18 protein-coding genes are annotated in these 21,057 nt (G+C 65.9%); 12 read left to right on the forward strand and 6 right to left on the reverse strand.

Annotation, left to right across the window (positions count from 1 at the left end; translation table 11 throughout):
* Position 1: 1 nt before the first annotated feature.
* From uvrC to KHO27_RS12315, 3 genes are all read right to left on the reverse strand, one after another.
* Positions 2 to 1,825, reverse strand: coding sequence for an excinuclease ABC subunit UvrC (gene uvrC / locus KHO27_RS12305; RefSeq protein WP_110700685.1), 1,824 nt, complete (start codon positions 1,823 to 1,825; stop codon positions 2 to 4).
* Positions 1,826 to 1,835: 10 nt separating this feature from the next.
* On the reverse strand, positions 1,836 to 2,474 hold the full coding sequence (gacA, locus tag KHO27_RS12310) for a response regulator transcription factor GacA (RefSeq protein ID WP_023631421.1): 639 nt from the start codon (positions 2,472 to 2,474) through the stop codon (positions 1,836 to 1,838).
* 63 nt (positions 2,475 to 2,537) lie between these two features.
* Complete coding sequence (locus KHO27_RS12315; RefSeq protein ID WP_046855102.1) at positions 2,538 to 2,927, reverse strand: helix-turn-helix domain-containing protein; 390 nt, start codon at positions 2,925 to 2,927, stop codon at positions 2,538 to 2,540.
* Positions 2,928 to 3,543: 616 nt separating this feature from the next.
* Here KHO27_RS12315 and KHO27_RS12320 point away from each other — a divergent pair.
* The 11 genes from KHO27_RS12320 to KHO27_RS12370 all read left to right on the forward strand — a co-directional run bounded on the left by KHO27_RS12320 (position 3,544) and on the right by KHO27_RS12370 (position 17,761).
* Positions 3,544 to 4,845 (forward strand): nucleotide sugar dehydrogenase, encoded by a 1,302-nt coding sequence (locus KHO27_RS12320; RefSeq protein WP_110700687.1) that lies wholly within the window; start codon positions 3,544 to 3,546, stop codon positions 4,843 to 4,845.
* A 55-nt stretch (positions 4,846 to 4,900) separates the two neighbouring features.
* Positions 4,901 to 6,433, forward strand: coding sequence for a glycosyltransferase (locus KHO27_RS12325; protein ID WP_214501901.1), 1,533 nt, complete (start codon positions 4,901 to 4,903; stop codon positions 6,431 to 6,433).
* Between the two features lie 16 nt (positions 6,434 to 6,449).
* Positions 6,450 to 7,601 (forward strand): PilZ domain-containing protein, encoded by a 1,152-nt coding sequence (locus tag KHO27_RS12330; RefSeq protein WP_111532183.1) that lies wholly within the window; start codon positions 6,450 to 6,452, stop codon positions 7,599 to 7,601.
* A gap of 9 nt (positions 7,602 to 7,610) precedes the next feature.
* Positions 7,611 to 9,059 (forward strand): SEL1-like repeat protein, encoded by a 1,449-nt coding sequence (locus tag KHO27_RS12335; protein ID WP_214501902.1) that lies wholly within the window; start codon positions 7,611 to 7,613, stop codon positions 9,057 to 9,059.
* Positions 9,056 to 10,501, forward strand: a complete 1,446-nt coding sequence (locus KHO27_RS12340) for an alginate export family protein (protein ID WP_110700693.1) — start codon at positions 9,056 to 9,058, stop codon at positions 10,499 to 10,501. Before KHO27_RS12335 ends, KHO27_RS12340 begins: the two co-directional genes overlap by 4 nt.
* A 12-nt stretch (positions 10,502 to 10,513) precedes the next feature.
* Entirely contained in the window at positions 10,514 to 11,941 is a 1,428-nt protein-coding gene (locus tag KHO27_RS12345; protein WP_110700695.1) for an MBOAT family O-acyltransferase, read from the forward strand.
* A gap of 9 nt (positions 11,942 to 11,950) precedes the next feature.
* On the forward strand, positions 11,951 to 13,045 hold the full coding sequence (locus KHO27_RS12350) for an alginate O-acetyltransferase (RefSeq protein WP_214501903.1): 1,095 nt from the start codon (positions 11,951 to 11,953) through the stop codon (positions 13,043 to 13,045).
* Positions 13,046 to 13,063: 18 nt separating this feature from the next.
* The gene (locus KHO27_RS12355; protein WP_110700697.1) at positions 13,064 to 13,693 is read left to right on the forward strand and encodes an alginate O-acetyltransferase AlgF; all 630 of its coding nucleotides are present in this window, start codon (positions 13,064 to 13,066) and stop codon (positions 13,691 to 13,693) included.
* A gap of 26 nt (positions 13,694 to 13,719) precedes the next feature.
* Positions 13,720 to 15,114 carry an alginate O-acetyltransferase AlgX-related protein gene (locus KHO27_RS12360; RefSeq protein ID WP_214501904.1) on the forward strand — a complete coding sequence of 465 codons (1,395 nt, stop codon included), beginning with the start codon at positions 13,720 to 13,722 and terminating at the stop codon, positions 15,112 to 15,114.
* A gap of 92 nt (positions 15,115 to 15,206) precedes the next feature.
* Entirely contained in the window at positions 15,207 to 16,316 is a 1,110-nt protein-coding gene (locus KHO27_RS12365; RefSeq protein ID WP_214501905.1) for a polysaccharide lyase, read from the forward strand.
* 14 nt (positions 16,317 to 16,330) lie between these two features.
* The gene (locus KHO27_RS12370; protein WP_214501906.1) at positions 16,331 to 17,761 is read left to right on the forward strand and encodes a right-handed parallel beta-helix repeat-containing protein; all 1,431 of its coding nucleotides are present in this window, start codon (positions 16,331 to 16,333) and stop codon (positions 17,759 to 17,761) included.
* A 4-nt stretch (positions 17,762 to 17,765) separates the two neighbouring features.
* On the opposite strand, the gene KHO27_RS12375 is transcribed toward KHO27_RS12370, so the two are convergent.
* Together KHO27_RS12375 and KHO27_RS12380 are read right to left on the reverse strand one after the other, a co-directional pair.
* The gene (locus tag KHO27_RS12375) at positions 17,766 to 18,197 is read right to left on the reverse strand and encodes a GNAT family N-acetyltransferase (RefSeq protein WP_214501907.1); all 432 of its coding nucleotides are present in this window, start codon (positions 18,195 to 18,197) and stop codon (positions 17,766 to 17,768) included.
* Positions 18,187 to 18,573: a DUF488 domain-containing protein gene (locus tag KHO27_RS12380; RefSeq protein ID WP_110700993.1), complete on the reverse strand. Its 387-nt coding sequence runs from the start codon at positions 18,571 to 18,573 to the stop codon at positions 18,187 to 18,189. The genes KHO27_RS12375 and KHO27_RS12380 overlap by 11 nt, the downstream gene beginning before the upstream one ends.
* Positions 18,574 to 18,701: 128 nt before the next feature.
* On the opposite strand from KHO27_RS12380, the gene KHO27_RS12385 reads away from it, so the two are divergent.
* Positions 18,702 to 20,318 carry an inorganic phosphate transporter gene (locus KHO27_RS12385; protein ID WP_214501908.1) on the forward strand — a complete coding sequence of 539 codons (1,617 nt, stop codon included), beginning with the start codon at positions 18,702 to 18,704 and terminating at the stop codon, positions 20,316 to 20,318.
* Positions 20,319 to 20,357: 39 nt separating this feature from the next.
* Here KHO27_RS12385 and KHO27_RS12390 read toward each other — a convergent pair whose 3' ends face one another.
* Entirely contained in the window at positions 20,358 to 21,053 is a 696-nt protein-coding gene (locus KHO27_RS12390) for a glutathione S-transferase N-terminal domain-containing protein (RefSeq protein ID WP_102684117.1), read from the reverse strand.
* Positions 21,054 to 21,057: the final 4 nt, after the last annotated feature.

The raw sequence follows: 21,057 nt of genomic DNA on the forward strand, positions 1-21,057 counted from the left end.
TCTACTCGCTATGCAGGCTGGCATAAATCGACTCGGCAAGCTTTTTACTGATGCCGGGGGCCTTGGCGATCTCGTCGACACTGGCGCGGTTGAGCTCCTGCAGGCCGCCGAAATGTTTCAGCAGGTCGCGGCGGCGCTTGGGCCCTACCCCGGCGACGTCCTCCAGGCTCGAGGTGCGCCGGGCCTTGCCGCGCCGGGCGCGGTGGCCGGTGATGGCGAAACGGTGGGCTTCGTCGCGGATTTGCTGGATCAGGTGCAGGGCCGGCGAGTCGCCCTTGAGGGTGAACTCGTGGGCCACGTCGTTCAGGTAGAGCGTCTCGAAACCGGCCTTGCGGGTCACGCCCTTGGCCACGCCGAGCAGGGTGAGATCGGTAAGGCCGAGCTCCTGCATCACTTCGCGGGCCATGTTCAGCTGGCCCTTGCCGCCGTCCACCAGCAGCACGTCGGGCAGCTTGCCCTCGCCGTCCTTGATCCGCCCGTAACGGCGCATCAGCGCTTGGTGCATGGCGGCGTAGTCGTCGCCGGCAGTCACGCCTTCGATGTTGAAGCGCCGGTAATCGGATTTGAGCGGACCTTCCGGGCCGAACACCACGCAGCTGGCCACGGTGGCCTCGCCGCTGGAGTGACTGATGTCATAGCACTCCAGGCGCTGCGGCACTTCGTCCAGGCCCAGTACCTGGGCCAGCGCCTCGAAGCGGGCGGCCATGTGCTGGCGATTGGCCAGGCGGGCGTTGAGGGCCTGCTCGGCGTTGGTCACTGCCAGTTGCTGCCAGCGCGCCCGGGTGCCGCGCACCCGGTGGCTGATGCTCAGTTCGCGGCCGCGCAAGGTCTGTACCGCCTCGGTGATGGCGGCGAAGTCGTCATGCACCACGTTGACGATCAGCTCGCCCGGCAGTTCGCGTTCGGCGTTGCCGAGGTAGTACTGGGAAAGGAACGCGGCCATGACCTCGGCCACCTCCTCCTCGATGCCCACCTGGGGGAAGAAGTTCTTGCTGCCCAGCACCCGCCCGCCACGCACGCTGATCAGGTGCACGCAGGCGCCGCCCGGGTTGACGAAAGCCGCCACCACGTCGACATCACCGGAGCCGCCTTCCATGTACTGCTGGTCCTGGACCCGGCGCAACAGGGCGATCTGGTCGCGCAGCTCGGCAGCCTTCTCGAAGTTCAGGGCCATGGCAGCCTTTTCCATCTCGGCGTTGAGCTCGTTGCCCAGCTGCTGGCTGCGGCCCTCCAGGAACATCACCGAGTGACGCACGTCCTCGGCGTATTCCCCGGGCGCCACCAGGCCCACGCATGGCCCCTTGCAGCGCTTGATTTGGTACTGCAGGCACGGGCGGGTGCGGTTGGCGTAGTAGCTGTCCTCGCACTGGCGTACCGAGAACGCCTTTTGCAGCAGGCTCAGGCTCTCGCGGATGGCGCCGGCGCTGGGGTACGGACCGAAGTAGCGGCCTTTGGCTTTCTTCGCGCCACGGTGGATACCCAGGCGTGGGAACTCCCCGTCGGACAAGAACACGTACGGGTAGGACTTATCGTCGCGCAGCAGAATGTTGTAGGGCGGCCGCCACTCCTTGATCAGCGTCTGCTCGAGCAGCAGCGCCTCGGTTTCGTTGGCGGTGATGGTGGTCTCGACCTGGGCGATGCGCCCCACCAGGGCAGCCGTCTTCGGCGCCAGCCCCGTCTTGCGGAAATAGCTGGCCAGGCGTTTCTTGAGGTTCTTGGCCTTGCCCACGTACAGCAGGCGTGCGTCGCCGTCGAACATCCGGTACACGCCCGGGCGACCACTGCAGGTCGCCAGGAACGCGCTTGCATCAAAAGGTTGTGACATGAGGTGTGCTTTACAGACTTGCGTCGACCATACCGTGGCGGACGGCCAGCAACGTCAGTTCGACGTCACTGGTGACCGAGAGTTTTTCGAAGATCCGATAACGGTAAGTATTGACGGTCTTGGGTGACAGACACAACTTGTCAGAGATGATCTGCACCTTCTGACAACCGACGATCATCAGCGCAATCTGTATTTCCCGTTCGGACAACGCATCGAACGGCGACCCCTGGGGCTGGAATGACTTGAGTGCCAGCTGCTGGGCAATCTGCGGGCTGATGTAGCGCTGGCCGGCGAAGGCCAGGCGGATGGCCTGGACCATCTCGTCGAGCCCGGCGCCCTTGGTCAGGTAGCCCGCGGCCCCCGCCTGCAACAGGCGGGTGGGAAACGGATCTTCCTCGCACACGGTCACCGCGACCACCTTGGTGTCCGGGTGACTGCGCAACAGTTTGCGCGTGGCCTCCAGGCCACCGATCCCTGGCATCTTCACGTCCATCAGCACCACGTCCGGCTTGAGCTCGCGAGCCAGTTTGAGGGCGGACTCGCCAGAGTCCGCCTCCCCCACCACCTGCAGCCCGTCGATGTCGGCCAGCATGCGTGTGATGCCGGTACGCACCAGATCGTGATCGTCGACCACCAGGACCCTAATCAAGCAGACACCTCGTCAGTGGGGCGATTGGATCCCGCCACCTTAACAAAATTTTTCACAACGAACCTAGCGCAAAGCGTCATGGAAATATGCCTGCCGGTCAGGCCGGCGCATGCGCAGCCCTTCATGGCCACCTTCTTCACCCGCGAGGCGGTTGAGCAGGTGCCACACCGCAGCCTGGTCGGCCGACGGCAGGCGGCGAAAGGCGCCTAGCAGGCGGTTCTCATCCGAGGTCAGGCTGTCCAGGGGCGCAGGGGTGTGCACGCCGCTGAGCACATACAGCGCATCCACGCCGCGGCTGGCCACCGCCGCGAGGTAGTCCATGCGTGGCGTGCGTTCGCCGCTTTCGTACTTGCCCTGAGCGTTGGGCTCGACACCGCCGATATCGCCAAAAATGCGCTGGGTCAGCCCCAGGCGTTCGCGCTCTTCTCTAAGTCGCGGACCAAATCCGTTCATCTGCTTGCCTCCTTTGCATGAATGGAAGACGGGTGCATCCCGCACCCGAGTGAATGTCTGCACAATCGTCCGGCACTATGCCAATTGGATCCAATCGTTGCAAGCCATCATTGCGCCACGCCCTGAATCAGGGGGACAGAAGACAGGCCATCAAAGTGGGTTCAGCACTGCCGTCTGCAGGCTTTGCATCGCCCGCGCAAGAGGCTTGCCGGCGATGGCGGACCACACGAAAAAAACCTGAATGACATTAATCGGCCAGCAGAAACCGTGCGAAACAATCCACCGCAAGAATCACGGAAAACCACCGTTTTGACGCCATTATGTCGACACCAATTAGATAATCATTTTTTTGACGCCTAACTTACATCAAACTTTAACTCTCTGTTTTTAAAGGATTTTTTAACTAACAATGCAAACTTTCAGAAAATTCCAAACAAACTAACCAACAACACTTGCCGCACTATCAGAAAACTCCTTAGGATGTAAAAAGACCACCACGAAACAGCCTGCACCGCTACCTATCTAGCGCGGCTTGATCCTGCGCGTCTGGCATTTGCATAACTTCTTGAACTGAGTATCTCGGCCGGCCTTGCGCCGCGCCTGGGGAGAGGGATCTATGAACATCAGTATCTTCGGACTTGGCTATGTGGGGGCGGTCTGCGCCGGTTGCCTGTCGGCACGTGGGCATCAGGTGCTGGGGGTGGACGTCGCCCAGGCGAAGATCGACATGATCAACCAGGGCCGCTCGCCCATCGTCGAGCCGGGCCTGGAGCAACTGCTGCTCGACGGCGTGCGTCAGGGGCGCCTGCGCGGCACCACCGATGTGCAGGCGGCGATCCTCGCCACCGAGCTGTCGCTGCTGTGCGTAGGCACGCCGAGCAAGGCCAATGGCGATCTCGACCTGGTGTACATGGAGGCGGTGTGCCGCGAAATCGGCGCGGCCCTGCGCGACAAGGCCAGCCGCCACACCGTGGTGGTGCGCAGCACGGTACTGCCGGGCACGGTGAAGAACGTGGTCATCCCGCTGCTCGAGCAGGCCTCGGGCAAGCAGGCCGGCCGCGACTTCGGCGTGGCGGTCAACCCGGAGTTCCTGCGCGAGAGCACGGCGATCCAGGACTACGACTTCCCGGCCATGACCGTGATCGGCGAACTCGACAGCCGTTCCGGCGACCTGCTCGCCTCGCTGTACCAGGGCCTGGATGCCCCGGTGATCCGCAAGCCGATCGAGGTCGCCGAACTGATCAAGTACACCTGCAACGTCTGGCACGCCACCAAGGTCAGCTTCGCCAATGAGATCGGTAACATCGCCAAGGCCTCGGGGGTCGATGGCCGCGAAGTGATGGACGTGGTCTGCCAGGACTACAAGCTCAACCTGTCGCGCTACTACCTGCGCCCGGGCTTCGCCTTTGGCGGTTCGTGCCTGCCCAAGGACGTGCGCGCCCTCACCTACCGCGCCAGCCAGCTTGACGTGGCGCACCCGCTGCTCGGCTCGATCATGGCCAGCAACCGCAGCCAGGTGCAGGCTGCCTTCGACCTGGTGACCCAGGCCGGCAAGCGCCGCATCGCCCTGCTGGGCCTGGCCTTCAAGGCCAACAGCGACGACCTGCGTGAGAGCCCGTTGGTGACCCTGGCCGAGCAACTGATCGGGAAAGGTTACGAACTGCGCATCTTCGACGCCAACGTCGAGCATGCACGGCAGTTCGGCGCCAACCGCCAGTACATCGAGCAACAGATCCCCCATGTCAGCGCCCTGCTGCGCAGCGACCTGCAACAGGTGATCGATGAAGCCGAGGTGATCGTGCTGGGCAACAACGACGAACGCTTCGTGCAGGCGCTCGACGCCGGCAAGCCGGTGATCGACCTGGTCGGCTTCATGACCGGCGGCAGCGACGCCCGACACCACGGCATCTGCTGGTAAGGCCCGCCGACGCCCGCCGTCGCGGCGGGCCCCGACCCCAAGGAGCTACAGCGCCATGGAACGACAGCAACAGCGGCCCTACGCGGCCCCGGGCTACCTGCGCGCAGCCGCCGCCTTCTGCGCCTGGGCGCTGCTCGCCGGACTGATCACACTGGCCGCACAGATGGTCGCGCCGCAGTACCTGGACCCCGACCACCACCAGTTCATCTTCATCATCGGCACCTTGGGCATGTGGCGCTACGGCAACGCCATCGTCCATTACCTGCGCGGCATGTACTTCCTGCACTGGCGCTTCCCGCGCCTGCGCCGCCGGGTCGAGCGGCTGGGCGACGCGGCACTGCCAGCGCACATGTTCATGGTGGTGACCAGCTTTCGCATCCCCACCCACACCACCTTCAAGGTGTACCAATCGGTATTCCAGGAGGTGCAACGACTCAAGGTGCCGTGCACGGTTATCGCCTCGATCGTCGAGAAAGGTGACGAGCAGTTCATCAAGGACATCATGCACGACGAGGTGCAGGGCCGCGACGACATCCGCCTGGTCATCGTCCGCGCCCGCGGCACCGGCAAGCGCGATGGCCTGGCCCATGCTTTCCGTGCCCTGTCGCGGCAGATGCCGCTGGAGGACGCGGTGGTCGGCGTGGTCGACGGCGACACCATGATGCTGCCCGGCTGCGTCGAGCGGGCGGTCAAGCTGTTCGCCGTGCTGCCCAACGTCGGTGGCCTGACCACCAACGAGTTCTGTGAGGTCGAGGGCAGCCGCTGGATGCGCCAGTGGCATTCGATGCGTTTCGTGCAGCGGCACATCAACATGTGCTCGATGGCCCTGTCGCACCGGGTGCTGACCCTGACCGGGCGGCTGTCGTTCTTCCGCGCCGGGGTGATGACCGACCCGGCCTTCATCCGCGACGTCGAGGCGGACTTCCTCGAGCACTGGCGCCTGGGACGCTTCCAGTTCCTCACCGGCGACGACAAGTCCAGCTGGCTGAGCCTGATGCGTGCCGGTTGGGACACCTTCTACGTGCCGGACAGCCACACCCTGACCGTCGAGCACCCACCCAGTGACAGCTTCTGGGTCGCCACCCGCCAGTTGATGTTCCGCTGGTACGGCAACTCGCTGCGGCAGAACTTCCGCGCCACTGCCCTGCTCGGCCGCGCGCGCCTGGGGCTGTTCACGCTGTACGTGCTGCTCGACCAGCGGGTGTCGATGTGGACCTGCCTGATGGGCCTGACCGCCTCGGTGGTGGCGGGCCTGGTGTTCGGTATCCAGTACCTGCTGGTGTACCTGTTCTGGGTGCTGCTCTCGCGCAGCCTGGTGACCGTGCTGTTCATCTTCGCCGGGCACCCGGTCAGCCCGATGTACCCCTTCGTTCTCTATTACAACCAGATCGTCGGTTCGCTGATGAAGGTCTACGCGATGTTCCACATGGACCAGCAACGCTGGACGCGGCAGAAGACCACCCTGGCCACCGGCAGCGTCGACTTCGACGCCAGCCTCAACCGCTGGTCCTCGAAGGCGATGTTGTGCTCCTCGATCGCCATCTTCTTCGGGGTCATCACCGTGCTTCTAGAACTCACGCAACGTTAAGGAAAGGCGCCTGCACATGAGTACTTCCAATACCCCCGCGGCCCCGGCCAACATCGTCCACGAAGCCATCGACGAGCGTCAGTACGTGCGCACCCGCATGAACGCCCGTGTACGCCTGCGCGGCGCCGTGGGCGAGCCATTCGAAGCGGACCTTGCCGACATCTCGCTCGGCGGCATCGGCCTGCTGCACGAAGCGCCGTTGACCATCGGCGCGCTGTACGACGCGTCGATCCAGCTGCGTCTGAACCAGGTCGACCTGGCGATCGAAGGCAAGGTGCGCATCGTCTCCCAGCGCGGCAAGGAGGTCGGCGCGCAATTCGTCGACCTCGACGCACAAAAACGCGACATCCTGCGCTACCTGATCAGCGCCTACCTGTCGGGCGAGGTTGCCGACATCAACGGCCTGTTCAACGTGATGCAGCGGGAAAACTACATCAAGGCGCGCAAGCACCAGCAAGCCCGCGCGCGCACGCCGGGCGAGCGCCTCAAGGCCATCGCCGGCACCGCGCTGTACACCGCCGCTGGCCTGGCCGCGCTGGGCTTCGTCGGCTACAAGGGCTACCTGCTGTTCTTCCGCATCCCGGCACTGCAGGCCACGGTGGCCAGCAACGCCCAGGTCATCAGCATGCCGGACAACGGCTACGTGAAGTACCTGCTGCCCGCCGGTGCGAGCGAAGTGCAGGCCGGCCAGCCACTGGCGAACATCTCCACCCAGCTGGCCACCAGCTTCACCAGCCCGGCGGACATGAAAGCCCTGGCCGACCTCGCCCCGGGCGACCTGCAGGCGTTGTTGGGCCGCGCCAGCGTCGAGACGGTGATCAACAGCCCGTGCGACTGCCAGGTCTGGTACCCATCGCAACCGCTGGATGGTTATGGCTACAAGGCCGCGCCGATGATGCACCTGCTGCCCAAGGGCGAGGCCATGTTCGTGCGCGCCAACGTGCCGTTCGACAAGCTCGCCGATGTCAGCCGCGTGCGCTCGGTGGACATGCAGGTGTTCGGCCTCGACCAGCACTTCAGCGGCAAGGTGGTGGACGCCCGCTCCGACGAGCTGAACCACAACCTGGCGCTGACCATCCAGCCGGACAGCCCGCTGCCGGCGGCGGCCTACCAGAAGGCCGTGGCGGTGGACCTGTACCTGGGCCTGCCGTTCGGCAGCGGCAACTGAGGGCCGGTCATGAACGCCAAGAACGCCCCGCGCCTGCTGCTGGCCGGCCTCGGCCTGGTCTGCGCCGGCAGCGTCTGGGCCGGGCAGAGCCTGGAGCAGATCCGCTACGCGCTGTACAAGGACCCGGGCGCCGACGTCACGAGCGACCTGCGCGCCCTCGCCGAGCGTGGCGACCTGGCCTCCAAGCAACTGCTTGGCGATGTGCTGGCCAACAGCGACAGTGCCAGCCGCCAGGACATCGTGAGCCTGTACCAGGAGGCCTTCGCCGACGGCCACGGCCAGATCCCGGCGCTGGCCTCGCTGGCACGCCTGCTCGACCGCACCCCGCGCCTGCAGCGCAGTCACGAAGCATGGGTGCGCCAGGCCCTGGCCCGCTACCCCAACGACCGTGATCCGCGCAGCACCAGCACCAGCCTGGAGGTGTTCCTGGTCTATCCGCAGCTGTTCCCCGGCGAGCGAGCCGCTGAACTGCTGGCGCTGTACGAACAGAGCTGCCTGCTCAACTGCCGCCCTGAGCTGTATCGCGCCGTGGTCGCCGAGCGCCAGGGCGACCGCGCCGCGGCCGAGCGCTGGTACCAGCAGGCGGCACGCATCGACCCGCGCGGCATCGAGCGTTACTACCGCTTCCTCGGCGAGCGCCAGGACCCGGCCTTCCTCGCCTTCGCCCGCAGCCTGGAGCCGGAGATGACCAGCCTGCCGGTGGAGGTGGTACAGCGCATCGGCGCGCTGCTGGACAGCATCCATGGCACCACCCGCGCCGAACTGGACGCCGAACGCGAGCAGCGCCAGAGCCGCGCCATGGGCGCCAAGGTCGAGCCGACGGCCGAGCAACTGGCCCGCGACAAGGCCGACGACCAGCTGCGCGCCGACGGCATCGCCGAGGCCCAGCGCTGGCTGGACAACGCCGTCGCCCGTGGCTACCTGCCGGCGCTGGTGGCCAAGGCCAACTTCATGATCTCCAACCCCACCGAGCACAACGCCGAGCAGGCCCAGGCATTGATCACCCAGGTAAGGGCCAAGGACCCGACCCGCGCCAAGGCATTGGATGCCCAGTTCTACATGGTCAATAACTGGCTGACCCTGGACCCGTACAAGGCCCATGCACTGATCGACGAGCTGATCGCCGCCCACTACCCGGACGCCCGCCTGCTCCTGGGTGATCTGTACAGCAAGGGCGGCCTCGACCAGCCCGACCAGGAGCGCGCCCTGGCCATCTGGCGACAACAGGCCGAGCAAGGCTCGACCGCCGCCTGGTACCGCATGGCCACCGTGCACCTGCGCGGCCGGGCCATCTGCCACGACCCGGTCAAGGCCTACACCTACGCCCGCATCGCCCTCGACCTCGGCGAGACCCGCGCCCGTGGCCTGATCAAACGGCTGGACAAGACCTTGCCCAAGGATGACATCGAGCGCGCCCTGGCCGTGCGCAACGATCTGTTGAAGGAGCCCACCCTGTGAAAGCGCACCCACCCCTGCTCGGCGCCCTGCTCGCCCTGGCGCCGCTGACGGTGCTGGCAGCCGAGGAAGTCACCGGCCCCGAGGCCGACAGCAGCGCGCCGATACGCGTCGCGACCGTTGACGGCAGCGAGCCGGTGATCACCTCGGAGTTCTTCAACAAGCTCACCCTGCAGACCGGCTACGGGCCGCAGGACTCCCAGGTCGGCCGCGACCGCGAGAGTTTCTACAGCCTGCGCTACGAGCCGTCGTTCGCCTGGTACTCGCCGGAAAAGCGCTGGGCCAGGTGGATGGTCTATGGCCGCTTGTGGCTGAACTACGACTCCAGCCAGTCGAGCAACCTGGCTAACGAGTCGACCAACAACAATGCCCGCGAACAACCCGAGGGCTGGTACGCCGAACTGCGCGAGCTGTACGTCAAGCGCAACCTGATCGGCGACGACCCGCGCTTCTCGCTGTCGTTCGGCCGCCAACGTTTCGCCGACGACTACGGCATCTGGTGGGACGACAGCCTGGAGTCGGTGCGCTTCGACTATCAGGACACCTTCTCCGACGCATTCGTCGCGCTCGGGCAGAAATTCCACAACTACAACACCGACGTCAATTCGCTGGCCGCGAGCGAAGAGCGCACGCTGTACCTGATGGGCCAGTACACCTATCGCTGGAGCCCGAACAACCAGGTCGGGGTGCGCCTGATGCAGGAGAACGACCGCAGCGACCACGACGTCGACGATCGCTACGACTTCAAGGGCTGGCGCTACGGACTGTTCTTCAAGGGCGACAACTTGCCCCTGGCCACCGACTACCACCTGGAACTGGCGGCCCTGGACGGCAAGATGGACAACACCGCCGGCAACGGCGTCACCCGCACCGGCCACGCCAGCAAAGGCTGGGCGGCGCTGGGCGAGGTCGGCAAGCGCTTCGAGACGCTGCCCTGGACCCCGCGCCTGGCGTTGCGCGGCGGCCTGACCGACAAGCCGGACGACGACAACGACGGCTTCCGGCTCAACCCGATCCAGTCCGACCGCATCACCCGCCAGGGCTCGTACAGCACGCGCCTGACCAGTGCGTTCGTCGCCCTCGACCTGCGCAACCTGAGTTACTACGGCTTCGCCCTGGAGACCCGCCCCACCGCGCGCAGCGCCCTGGACCTGCGGGTGACCCAGCTGAACCTGCGCGACGAGGGCGGCGCGCTGCCGATCCGCATGGCCGCCGATGCCCGTGCCCGACGCCAGAGCGAACTGAACGCCGGGCTGCACGGCAAGGGCGACAACGTCGGCCAGATGATCGACCTCAACTACTACTGGAAGATGTTCCCGGTAGCCCTCGACGGCAAGCACCTGGACGTCAACACCCTGGTCAGCGCCAGCTACCTCAACGCAGGCAGCGCGCTGGACAGCGGTGACGACTACCAGCTGAGTGTCGGCGTGGTGATCAGCTACTAAGGACGGGCCTGCATGATCTTCGCCTCCAACGTATTCCTGTTCCTCTACCTGCCGCTGTTCCTGGCTATCTACTACCTGGCCCGGCCGCGGTGGCGCTCGCTGGTGATCGTTGCCGCCAGCTACGTGTTCTACGCCTGGTGGCGCCCGGACTTCCTGCTGCTGTTCGTCGCCATCACCGCCTGGAACTACGCGTTCGGCCTGGGCATCAAGGCACGCCTGGACGCCGCGGACAAGCCTTGGGCCCTGCGCCTGCTGTGGTTGGGCGTGGCTGGCAACCTGGCGACGCTGGGCTACTTCAAGTACGCCAACTTCGGCGCCGAGATGCTGGCCCTGCTGCTGGCGCCGCTGGGCATCGACACCTGGACCCTGGAGAACATCTTCCTGCCGCTGGGCATCTCGTTCTATGTGTTCCATGCGCTGAGCTACATCGTCGACATCTACCGCAAGGACGCCACGCCCACGCGCAGCTTCATCGACTTCGCCGCCTTCGTCGCACTGTTCCCGCACCTGGTGGCGGGGCCGATCCTGCGCTACAGCCAGCTGGCCCCGCAGTTGCGCCAGCGCAGCCACTCGCTGGAGCTGTTCTCGCTGGGCGTGTGCCGGTTCATGCTCGGTTTCATCATGAAGGTGCTGATTGCCGACCGCCTGGCGCCGATCAACGTGCTGTTCATCGGCGAAGGCAGCCTGCAGTTCAGCGATGCCTGGTTCGGCCTGGTGGTGTCGACGCTGCAGCTGTATTTCGACTTCGCCGGCTACAGCCATATGGCCCTGGGCCTGGCGCTGATGATGGGGTTCCGCTTCCCGGAAAACTTCAACCAGCCTTATGTGTCGCAAAGCATCACCGAGTTCTGGTCGCGCTGGCACATGACCCTGGCGCATTTCCTGCGCGACTACGTCTACATGCCCCTGGTGCGCAAGCGCGTGGCCGGCGCCCTGCCGGCGCTGGTGTGGACCATGCTGCTGTCGGGCCTGTGGCACGGGGCGAGCTTCGCCTTCATCTGCTGGGGGCTGTTCTTCGGCATCGGCATGGTGCTGGAGCGCAAGTTCGGCCTGGCCACCAAGGTCAGCACGCCGTACCGCCTGGGCCGCAACCTGCGCACCGCACTGCTGATCATCCTGAGCATGCCGCTGTTCTTCACCATGGACCTGCGCCACAGCCTCGACATCTACCGGGCGCTGCTGGGCCTGAACGGCTTCGGCTCGCTGGAGCTGTACGTGCTCGGCGCCTCGAAGATGGCCATGGCCTTCGCCCTGGTGGCAGTCGCCTGGCTGATCCTGGCCGGGATCAACAACGTGCGCTTCTACGCCGGCAACCAGGACGGCTACTTCATGCGTCATGTCGGGGTACTGCACAGCCTGGTGCTGTGGGCGGGCTTTCTGCTGGCGCTGAGCAGCCTGGCGGCCAGTTCGTTTTCGCCGTTCCTGTATTTCCAGTTCTAGGAGAGTGCCGTGTACCCGGTGATGAAGACGGCCAGCAAGGCCAACGGTGTGATCTTTGCCCTGACGTTGGCGGCGATGTTCGTCTACTCGCTGCCGCCAGTGCTGAGCTTCGCCCGCGCCCAGACCGACAGCTGGAACCTGTTCGTCGACGGCAAGCTGTTGCGCAAGTTCGAGCAGGTCTACGACAAGCGCTTCTTCCTGCGCGAACCCTCGGTTCAACTGTGGGCCGACGCACGCTTCCAGCTGTTCGGCGAGGGCACCCAGGGCGTGGTGCTGGGCAAGGACGGTTGGCTCTACACCAGCCAGGAGTACCGCGTGCCCAACGACCTGGACGCCAACCTGGCGAGCCAGCTGGCGCAGATCGCCCAGGTCGAGCAGCAACTGGCCGAGCACGGCAAGCATCTGGTGCTGCTGCCCTTGCCGATGAAGCTGGATATCTATGCCACCCATGCCGAGCGCGCCTTCGACCCACGGGTGGCCAGCCTCTATGACCTCTTCGTCGCCGACCTGCAACTGCGCCGCCTGGATGTGGTGCCGCTGCGTGACGCCTACCTGCGCAACCTGGCCGGTCCGCGCCTGTTCCTCAAGTCCGACACTCACTGGAGCCCGGACGGCGCGCGGCTGTCGGCCTATGAACTGGCACGCCAGCGCCCGCGCCTGCTCGGTGACCAGGTGTATGTCTCGCACAAGGCCGGCGACAAGACGGTCAAGGGCGACCTGATGAACTACCTGCAGTTCGACCATGCCCGCCTGGCGCCACAGTTCGGCGGCAATCCGATCGAACTGTACGAAACCCTCAAGGCCGCACAGGGCAGTGACGAGCTGTTCGCCGAACAGGCGCAGAGCCTGCTGCTGGTGGGCACCAGCTACAGCAAGATCGACGATTGGAACTTCGTCGGTTTCCTCAAGGAAGCGCTCAACCGCGACCTGTTGTCCGTCGCCGTAGAGGCCCGTGGGCCGTTCGAGGCGATGAACCAGTTCCTCACCAGCGACCAGTTGCACAACCCGCAGATCGACACCGTGATCTGGGAGTTTCCCCTGCGCACCCTGCTTGCCCATCGCCCAGGCGCGCTTGCCCGCGACGCCCAGCCCGCGCATTTCTGACGTCCCAAGGAGAACCTGATGAAGCTTTCGCCCCTGTTCACCGCCCTGGCCCTGAGCGCCGCCAGCCACATCGCCCTGGCCGCCGAAGGCAATGCCGACCTGTACGACGCCGTGGCCCCGGCCGACTCGGCCTTCGTGCGCGTGCTCAACCTGTCCGATAACAGCATCGACGTGGCCCTCAGCGGCAAGCTCAATGCGCAGAAGGTCGCCCCGGGGCAGCTCAGCGGCTACCGCTTCGTGCCGGCCGGGGTACATAGGATCGGCATCGGCGCCACGGCCATCGAACCGACCCTGGCGGCCAACGCCGCCAGCACCGTGGTGTACGACGGCAAGCAACTGCAGCTCATTGCCGACCAGTATGTGAACGAGCCGAAGAAGGCCCAGGTGGCCTTCTACAACCTGACCCCGGCCCAGGCCACGCTGCGCACCGCCGACGGCAAGCACGAGGTGGTCAAGGCCCTGAGCAAGGGCCAGACTGGCGCGCGCATGGTCAACGAAATCAAGATCGACTTCGCCGCCTATGTCGGCGGTCAGGAAGTGGCCAGCTTCGACGAGTTGTTCCTCAAGAAAGGCCGCTCCTACAGCTACGTGCTGCTGCCTGGCAATCGCAGCCTGAGCCTGGCCAACAGCATCGACCCGACCGAGTGACACACCGCCGCAAGGATGACTGGCCCATGAACACCTTCCTCCCCCTTGGCCTGGCGGCCACCCTGGCGCTGACGGCCCTGCCCGGCCAGGCCGCCGAGCCCGCCCGGCCCGGCTGCGAGAACCTGCAGTGCATGGTCTGCCCAGCCTTGGCCGAACCGCAGCACTATGCCGAAGGGCGCATGAAACTGATGCGCCAGATCGTCCCCGGCAAGGAGCGCTGGCTGTTCCGCTCGATGGTCGACCTGACCAACGACTTCGGCATTCCCGCGCCCATGCGCCCGGAGTTCGCCCGGCTGATGGACGCATTCCACCGCCAGGGTATCCAGGTGGCCATGGCGGTCCAGCCGACCCGCGGCCTGATGCACCGCGACAAGCTCTACACCGACCAGTTGCATGGCTTCGACTTCGAACGCGCCAGCCGCAACCTCGACACCTACCTGGGGCAACTGCGCCAAGGCGGCGCGGTGGTGGCGCCGATGATGCAGCTGGTGCGCCAGCCGCCTCAGGGCGAATACTTCTTCCGCCGCGACCACCACTGGACGCCGGCCGGCGCCGAGGCCACGGCCAGGTTGATGGCCGAGGAGATCCGCCGCCAGCCGTTCTACAGTGGCTTGAGCAAGAAACGCTACAGCACCGAGCCCGGCGTGATGGTACCCAAGGACGGCACGCTGAACCTGGCCCTGAGCTACATCTGCGGCAACAACTACGGGTTCCAGTACGTACGCGGCTACCAGACCGTGCCTGTGGCCGATAGCAGCGATGCCCTGTTCGACGAAGCGCCCGACCCTGAGGTGATCCTGGTCGGCGACAGCAATGCCGCGGCTCGTGAGGACGAGAGCAAGCAGTTCAACTTCGACGGCTACCTGAAACAGTACCTGCAGACGGATGTGCTCAACTATGCACTGCCCGGCGTGGGCGAGGACGGCTCGCTCCTGGAATATCTGCTGTCCGCCGACTACAAGCCCGAGGCGCCGCCCAAGTTGATCGTCTGGGAACTGCCGGCCAACTACCGGCTGGACTCGCCCTTGATGTATCGCCAGTTGGTGCCCGCGATACACGGTGGCTGCAAGACGTCCAAAGAGCTACTGGGCACGAAACTGCAGCGTCCGGCACTGCAGGTCGGCGAGCGCATCGAACTGCTGAGCAATGCCGGAAGTGCCCGGCAGGCGGTGTCCAAGGGCTTTCTCGACATCCGCCTGAGCGACAGGAACGTCAAGGACTTCTACATCATCGTCTATTACGACAATGGCGCCCGCGACAAGGTGTGGTTCCGTCGCGAGGCGGCGGTCGGTGGCGGCCAGTACTACCTGGAGCTGAGCCGGGCGCCCGAGTTCGCCGGCGCCAACCTGCTCTCGGTATTCCTCGAGCCAACCAAGGCCGGCACCGCCGCCACCGATGTGGAGACGCGCCTGTGCCTGTGAAATCGATAATAGGGGCTGCTGCGCAGCCCATCGCCGGCAAGCCGGCTCCCACAGGGGAATGCGCGGCACTTGTGGGAGCCGGCTTGCCGGCGATGGGCCGCAAAGCGGCCCCAGGGTTGCTCCTGCTACTTGCAATCGTCCTGCTGCCCCTCCCCGGCCATGCTGCGCAAACCATCTGGCCCGCCCGCGCCACCGAGCAGTCGGCCCTGATCGCGGACTACCACAGCCTGACCTGCAGCAAGCAACCGCCACCACCCTATACCGGCAGCCTGCACCTGCAGAGCAAGTACGATCAACGCGACGCCAGCAAGTCGACCTTGCGCGCCGCGCCCGACGCCGACAGCGAGCGCATTGCCCGGCAGGTCAAACAGTTCATCGCAGGCGTGATCCAGGCCGGCAAGCGCTTCCAGAAGGCGAAGAAGCCCCAGGAGGCCAACATGGCCCTGGCCTGCCAGGAGCAGTGGCTGGAGCATTGGGCGCAAGCCGGTGCCCTGCTCGATCCGGATGCCAGCAACACCGGCATGGCGGCGCGCAAGTGGGCGCTGGCGGCCATGGCCGGCGCGGTGCTGCTGACCCAGGCGGCCGCCGACGGCAAGGTCCGCCTCAGCCCCGTGCAACACCGTTGGTTCAGCCAGCTTGGCGAACAGGTGATCCGCGAATACGACCCGCGCCGCCAGTCCACCACCGTGTACTTCAACAACCACGACTACTGGGCCGCCTGGGCGGTGGCCGCCGCCGGCATGCTGGTGGGCCGCGACGACTTCATCCGCTGGGCCGACGGCAACCTGCGCCGGGGCCTGGCCCAGGCCGTGCGCAGCGGCGACCAGGCCTACCTGCCGCTGGAGGTGGCGCGCAGCAGGCTGGCTGCCAACTACAGCCAGTACGCCCTGGTGCCGCTGGTGCTGCTGAGCGAATCGGCGCGCGCCAATGGCCTGGCCTGGAGCGACGACGACCAGCGCACCCTCGACCAACTGGCCAGTTTCGCCGCCCGCAGCGTGCTCGCCCCGGACACCCTGCCCGAGCTCAAGGGGCAGCGCCAGGCCGAAGTCGCGCCGTACAAGCTGGCCTGGCTGATCCCGTTCCTCGCCCGCCGGCCCGGGCACACCCTCGCCCGCCAGCTGTACGACAGCGAGGACGGCGAGGTGGACAACTACAGCCAGATCGGTGGCCTGCTCAAGCCGGCCTATCCCACCCTGCCTTGATCAAGGACGCTTCCATGGCACCGTTCAGCCGCTTTTCCCTCACCTGCCTGGCCGCCCTGCTACTGACGACGACCGCCCAGGCCGCGCCGGTAATGGACACCCTGCCCCAGGCGCAGCACCAGCAACAGCTGGACCAGCTGCGTCGCCAGGTCCGCCAGGCCGTAAGCTTCGAACAGGCCCGTCGAGCGCCTCCCGCAGGCCGCGCCAGCGTGAGCCTGCAACCGATGTTCTCGTCCCAGGCCGGCAGCTGGCCGTTCGAGCCGTTCGTCAACAATGGCCTGTTCCGCGCCATCGCCGGCTACCAGGCGCACCACCCGCAGGCCGTGGTGCTGCGCGGTGGCAGCATCACCCTGGCGCAACTGCATGACGCGCTGCGCGATCCGCGGGTGCTCAGGCCCTACAAGGATGGCTACCTGCTCAGCTACCCGTTGATGATCGGCGCCGATGCCGGGCTGCTGCTCGAGGGCGCCCATCTCTACCTGTACAGTTTTTCCGGCACCGCGCTGATCAACCAGGGCTGGTTGGGGCTGGAGCGTTCGACACTGGAGAGCGTGGCCGGCGACAAACCGGGCAACACCGATCGCGCCTGGCGCCCCTTCGTGGTGGCCTGGGCCGGCAGCCACACCCAGGTGATCGGCTCGACGCTCCGGCGCCTGGGCTACAACGCCAACCTGTCCCGGGGCCTGAGCACCGCGCTGAGTACCCAGCAACCCGCCGATACGCGCCCCGCCACGCTGCTGGTCGAAAACAGTCAGTTCAGCGAATTGTCCAGCGCGGTGGAGCTGCAACACAGCCAGGCAACCATCACCGGCAGCCGCTTCGCAGGCTCGCAGCAATACGCCATTGACGCCCGCGACAGCCAGCTGCACCTGCATGACAACCAGGTGCGGGGCATCGACAACAACAGCGGCGTGCGCCTGCGCGGCCAGACCCGGGCGCTGGTCGAGGGCAACCTGATCCTCGGCGCCGCCAAGGCCGCCATCGAGATCAGCGACCAGCGCGGCGCCGTGTGGCTGGCGGGCAACCGTATCGGCGACAGCCGGGGCAACGGCATCCAGCTGCGCAACCTGGCGCCCACGCCCGAGGCGCCGCTGCTGATCGACGACAACCTGCTGGCCAGCAGCCAGGGCAGCGCGCTGGACGCCAGCGAGGTGGCGGCCCTGGCCCTGGTCGGCAATCGCATCGGCAATACCCCGGAGTACGCCGTCAGCCTGCGCAATGCCACGCCCCTGCCGGGCCCGCTGCTGCTCAGTGGCAATCGCCTGGGACAGGTGGGCAAGGCGGTGGTGCGGGTCGAGGGACTGCGGGAGGTCGAGTTGGGGAACAATACCTTCGACGGCAAGGCGCTGCTGCAGAACCTGCTGGCCGGTGACCTGCTGGCGCTGCAGGGACAAGTGCTGGAGGCGACGCTGGTCCAGGGGCGGATGGTGCGGCTGCGTCAGTAGTAGCTCAGGCGACCGGGCGCTGCATCCGCACGAAACACTCGTCCATGCCCACTTCAACGAAGCCCCGGCGCTGGTACAGGCGCCGCGCCGGGTTGCTGCCGAACACCATCAGCCGCAGCCATGGCAGCCGGCGTTGCGCCGCCCAGGTGGCCAATTCCTCCAGCACCCAGCTGCCCACGCCACGGCCACGATACTCGGGCAACAGGTGCAACTCGCGAATGAACAACGCCTGGCGATCCTGGCTGAGGCTGCAGAACCCAAGCACCTGTTCGTCCTCGACCACCAGCCACTGCTCGCGCCAGCCCCAGGCCTCGTCGAAGGCTTCCTCGATCCACAGCAGGTCGAACTCGCGGTAATACGGCAGCATGGCGCGGCGGGTAAGGTCGCGGGCAAACGTCAGGTAGTCATCGTTGGCGGGGATCAGTTCAAGGGGCATAGCACACCGGTGAACTGGCCGGGCCACGGCGCTCCAGCTCATCCTCCAGCCACCGGGCCAGGACCTGGGCATTGTTGTGCTCGGTATCCTTGCCAGCGTAGAGCAAGGTCAAATCGCCTTTATCGGCCAGGTCCAGCAACGGATACCAGTGCTCGGGGTGGGCGGCCAGTTCCTGCTGATAGCGCTGGACAAAGGCTGCAAAGTCCAATTCACCGGCGTGAAATGCCTTGCGCAGTGCATCGGAGGGCGCGACTTCGCGCAACCACTGCCCATGCAGGTCTTCCTTGCGCTTATTGCGGGGCCACAGGCGATCGACCAGCACGCGCTGGCCATCCTGCACCTCGACGCTCTCGTAGACGCGTTTGCAGCGAATCATCAGGTACTCCTGCGACATCGTTCCCCTACCAGCCTAGGGCCTTCATTGATCGAGGTCACGGCCCGGTAACGAATTGTTTCTATGCTGTATACCTTCGGCACCACCGCCCGACGCCAACCGGAGCCCTCATGGCAACCCCGTCACTGGCCAGCCAGCCCGACCTGAGCCTGCGCACCCCAGGCCCACCCCTTGCCCACAAACCCGGACGCGCCACCCTCACCTTGTTCTTCGGCCTGCTGCTGGCGGGCCTGGCCTACACCTTCTGGAGCCTCAAGCAGGACGTCAGCGCCAGCGGCACCGTCGTCACCACCGTCACCCCTTTCCTGTTGCTGGGCCTGGCCCTGCTGATCGCCCTGGGCTTCGAGTTCGTCAATGGCTTCCACGACACCGCCAACGCCGTGGCCACGGTGATCTACACCCATTCGCTGCCGGCACCGGTTGCGGTGGTGTGGTCTGGGTTGTGCAATTTCCTCGGGGTGCTGCTGTCCAGCGGCGCGGTGGCCTTCGGCATCATAGCCCTGCTGCCGGTGGAGCTGATCCTGCAGGTCGGCTCGTCGGCCGGTTTCGCCATGGTCTTCGCCCTGCTGCTGGCGGCGATCATCTGGAACCTCGGCACCTGGTGGCTGGGGCTGCCGGCCTCGTCCTCGCATACCCTGATCGGCTCGATCATCGGCGTGGGGGTGGCCAACGCGCTGATGCACGGGCGCGATGGCACCAGCGGCGTTGACTGGGCCCAGGCCAGCAAGGTTGGCTACGCCCTGCTTTTCTCGCCCTTGATCGGCTTCGCCTGCGCCGCCTTGTTGCTGCTCGCCCTGCGTGCGCTGGTCAAGCGCCGCGAGCTGTACCAGGCACCAGAAAGCCAGACGCCGCCGCCCTGGTGGATCCGCGGCGTGCTGATCCTCACCTGTACCGGCGTGTCGTTCGCCCACGGCTCCAACGACGGGCAGAAAGGCATGGGCCTGATCATGCTGATCCTGGTCGGCACCCTGCCAATGGCCTATGCCCTGAACAAGACCATGCCCAACGAGCAGGCCCTGCAGTTCTCGGCCGTCGCCGAGGTCACCCGCCAGGCGCTGGTACGGGCCGCCCCCGCGCCCGCCCCGGCCGATCCGCGCCAGGTGCTGACCGCGTTCGTCGCCACCCCTGCGGCCAGCCCCGAGCTGCTGCCGGCGCTGGCCGCGCTGACTGGCATGATCGGCGAGGAGGTCAAGGGCTATGGCTCGCTCAAGCGCGTGCCGGCCGAGGCCATGGCCAACGTGCGCAACGACATGTACCTGGCCAGCGAAGCCATCCGCCAGATCGACAAGCACCAGCTGGCCCGCTACGACGCCGATACCGCCCGCCATGTGCAGTTGTTCAAGCGCCAACTGGACGACGCCACCCGCTATATCCCGCTGTGGGTCAAGGTGGCGGTGGCCATCGCCCTGGGCCTGGGCACCATGGTCGGCTGGCGGCGCATCGTGGTGACGGTGGGCGAGAAGATCGGCAAGACCCACCTGAGCTATGCCCAGGGCGCTTCGGCCGAGGTGGTGGCGATGTGCACCATCGGTGCGGCGGATATGTTCGGCCTGCCGGTATCGACCACCCATGTGCTGAGTTCGGGGGTGGCCGGGACCATGGTGGCCAATGGCTCGGGGATTCAACGCAAGACGCTGGTCAACCTGCTGATGGCCTGGGTGCTGACATTGCCGGCGGCAATGGTGCTGGCGGGGTGCTTGTACTGGTTGCTGAACCAGATCCTCTGAGGATGTGCGACGGGGGCTGCCGCGCAGCCCCCGACGAGGTCATGCCGGAATCTTCAGGCCTCGCTGCACGGCCGGGCGCTCGAGGAACCGCGCCAGCACCCGCTGCACTTCCTTGAACGTGTCGAATTCCACCAGCTCCCGCGCGTTGTAGCGCTCCACCAGGTTACGCACCCAGGGGAAGATGGCGATATCGGCGATGCTGTATGCATCGACCATCCACTCCCGCCCTTGCAGGTGGCGGTCGAGCACCGCCAGCAGGCGCTTGGACTCATTGACGTAGCGGTCACGGGGACGTTTGTCCTCATACTCCTTGCCCGCGAAGAAATGGAAGAACCCCACCTGGCCGAACATCGGCCCGATGCCGCCCATCTGGAACATCAGCCACTGCAGGGTCTGGTAGCGCTGGGCCGGGTCCTGGCTCAGCAACTGGCCGCTCTTCTCGGCCAGGTACTGCAGGATCGCCCCCGACTCGAACAAGGGCAACGGCTGGCCCCCCGGCCCATTGGGATCGAGGATCGCCGGGATCTTGTTGTTGGCGCTCAGGGAGATGAACGCGGGGCTCAACTGATCCTCGGTTTCGAAGCTGACCTTGTGCACCTCGTAGGGCAGGCCGATTTCCTCGAGCATGATCGAGACCTTGACCCCGTTGGGCGTGGCCAGCGAGTACAGTTGCAGACGCTCGGGGTGTCGCGCCGGCCATTTGCCGGTGATGGGGAATGCGGAAAGTTCGGTCATGGGG

The organism is Pseudomonas sp. RC3H12, from assembly GCF_018596375.1.
Lineage (GTDB): Bacteria > Pseudomonadota > Gammaproteobacteria > Pseudomonadales > Pseudomonadaceae > Aquipseudomonas.

Bases quoted from the DNA above. Each gene is read 5' to 3' on its own strand.
- uvrC (WP_110700685.1), bottom strand. From the start codon at position 1,825: ATGTCACAACCTTTTGATGCAAGCGCGTTCCTGGCGACCTGCAGTGGT.
- KHO27_RS12315 (WP_046855102.1), bottom strand. From the start codon at position 2,927: ATGAACGGATTTGGTCCGCGACTTAGAGAAGAGCGCGAACGCCTGGGG.
- KHO27_RS12320 (WP_110700687.1), top strand. From the start codon at position 3,544: ATGAACATCAGTATCTTCGGACTTGGCTATGTGGGGGCGGTCTGCGCC.
- KHO27_RS12325 (WP_214501901.1), top strand. From the start codon at position 4,901: ATGGAACGACAGCAACAGCGGCCCTACGCGGCCCCGGGCTACCTGCGC.
- KHO27_RS12330 (WP_111532183.1), top strand. From the start codon at position 6,450: ATGAGTACTTCCAATACCCCCGCGGCCCCGGCCAACATCGTCCACGAA.
- KHO27_RS12335 (WP_214501902.1), top strand. From the start codon at position 7,611: ATGAACGCCAAGAACGCCCCGCGCCTGCTGCTGGCCGGCCTCGGCCTG.
- KHO27_RS12345 (WP_110700695.1), top strand. From the start codon at position 10,514: ATGATCTTCGCCTCCAACGTATTCCTGTTCCTCTACCTGCCGCTGTTC.
- KHO27_RS12355 (WP_110700697.1), top strand. From the start codon at position 13,064: ATGAAGCTTTCGCCCCTGTTCACCGCCCTGGCCCTGAGCGCCGCCAGC.
- KHO27_RS12360 (WP_214501904.1), top strand. From the start codon at position 13,720: ATGAACACCTTCCTCCCCCTTGGCCTGGCGGCCACCCTGGCGCTGACG.
- KHO27_RS12365 (WP_214501905.1), top strand. From the start codon at position 15,207: ATGGGCCGCAAAGCGGCCCCAGGGTTGCTCCTGCTACTTGCAATCGTC.
- KHO27_RS12370 (WP_214501906.1), top strand. From the start codon at position 16,331: ATGGCACCGTTCAGCCGCTTTTCCCTCACCTGCCTGGCCGCCCTGCTA.
- KHO27_RS12375 (WP_214501907.1), bottom strand. From the start codon at position 18,197: ATGCCCCTTGAACTGATCCCCGCCAACGATGACTACCTGACGTTTGCC.
- KHO27_RS12380 (WP_110700993.1), bottom strand. From the start codon at position 18,573: ATGATTCGCTGCAAACGCGTCTACGAGAGCGTCGAGGTGCAGGATGGC.
- KHO27_RS12385 (WP_214501908.1), top strand. From the start codon at position 18,702: ATGGCAACCCCGTCACTGGCCAGCCAGCCCGACCTGAGCCTGCGCACC.
- KHO27_RS12390 (WP_102684117.1), bottom strand. From the start codon at position 21,053: ATGACCGAACTTTCCGCATTCCCCATCACCGGCAAATGGCCGGCGCGA.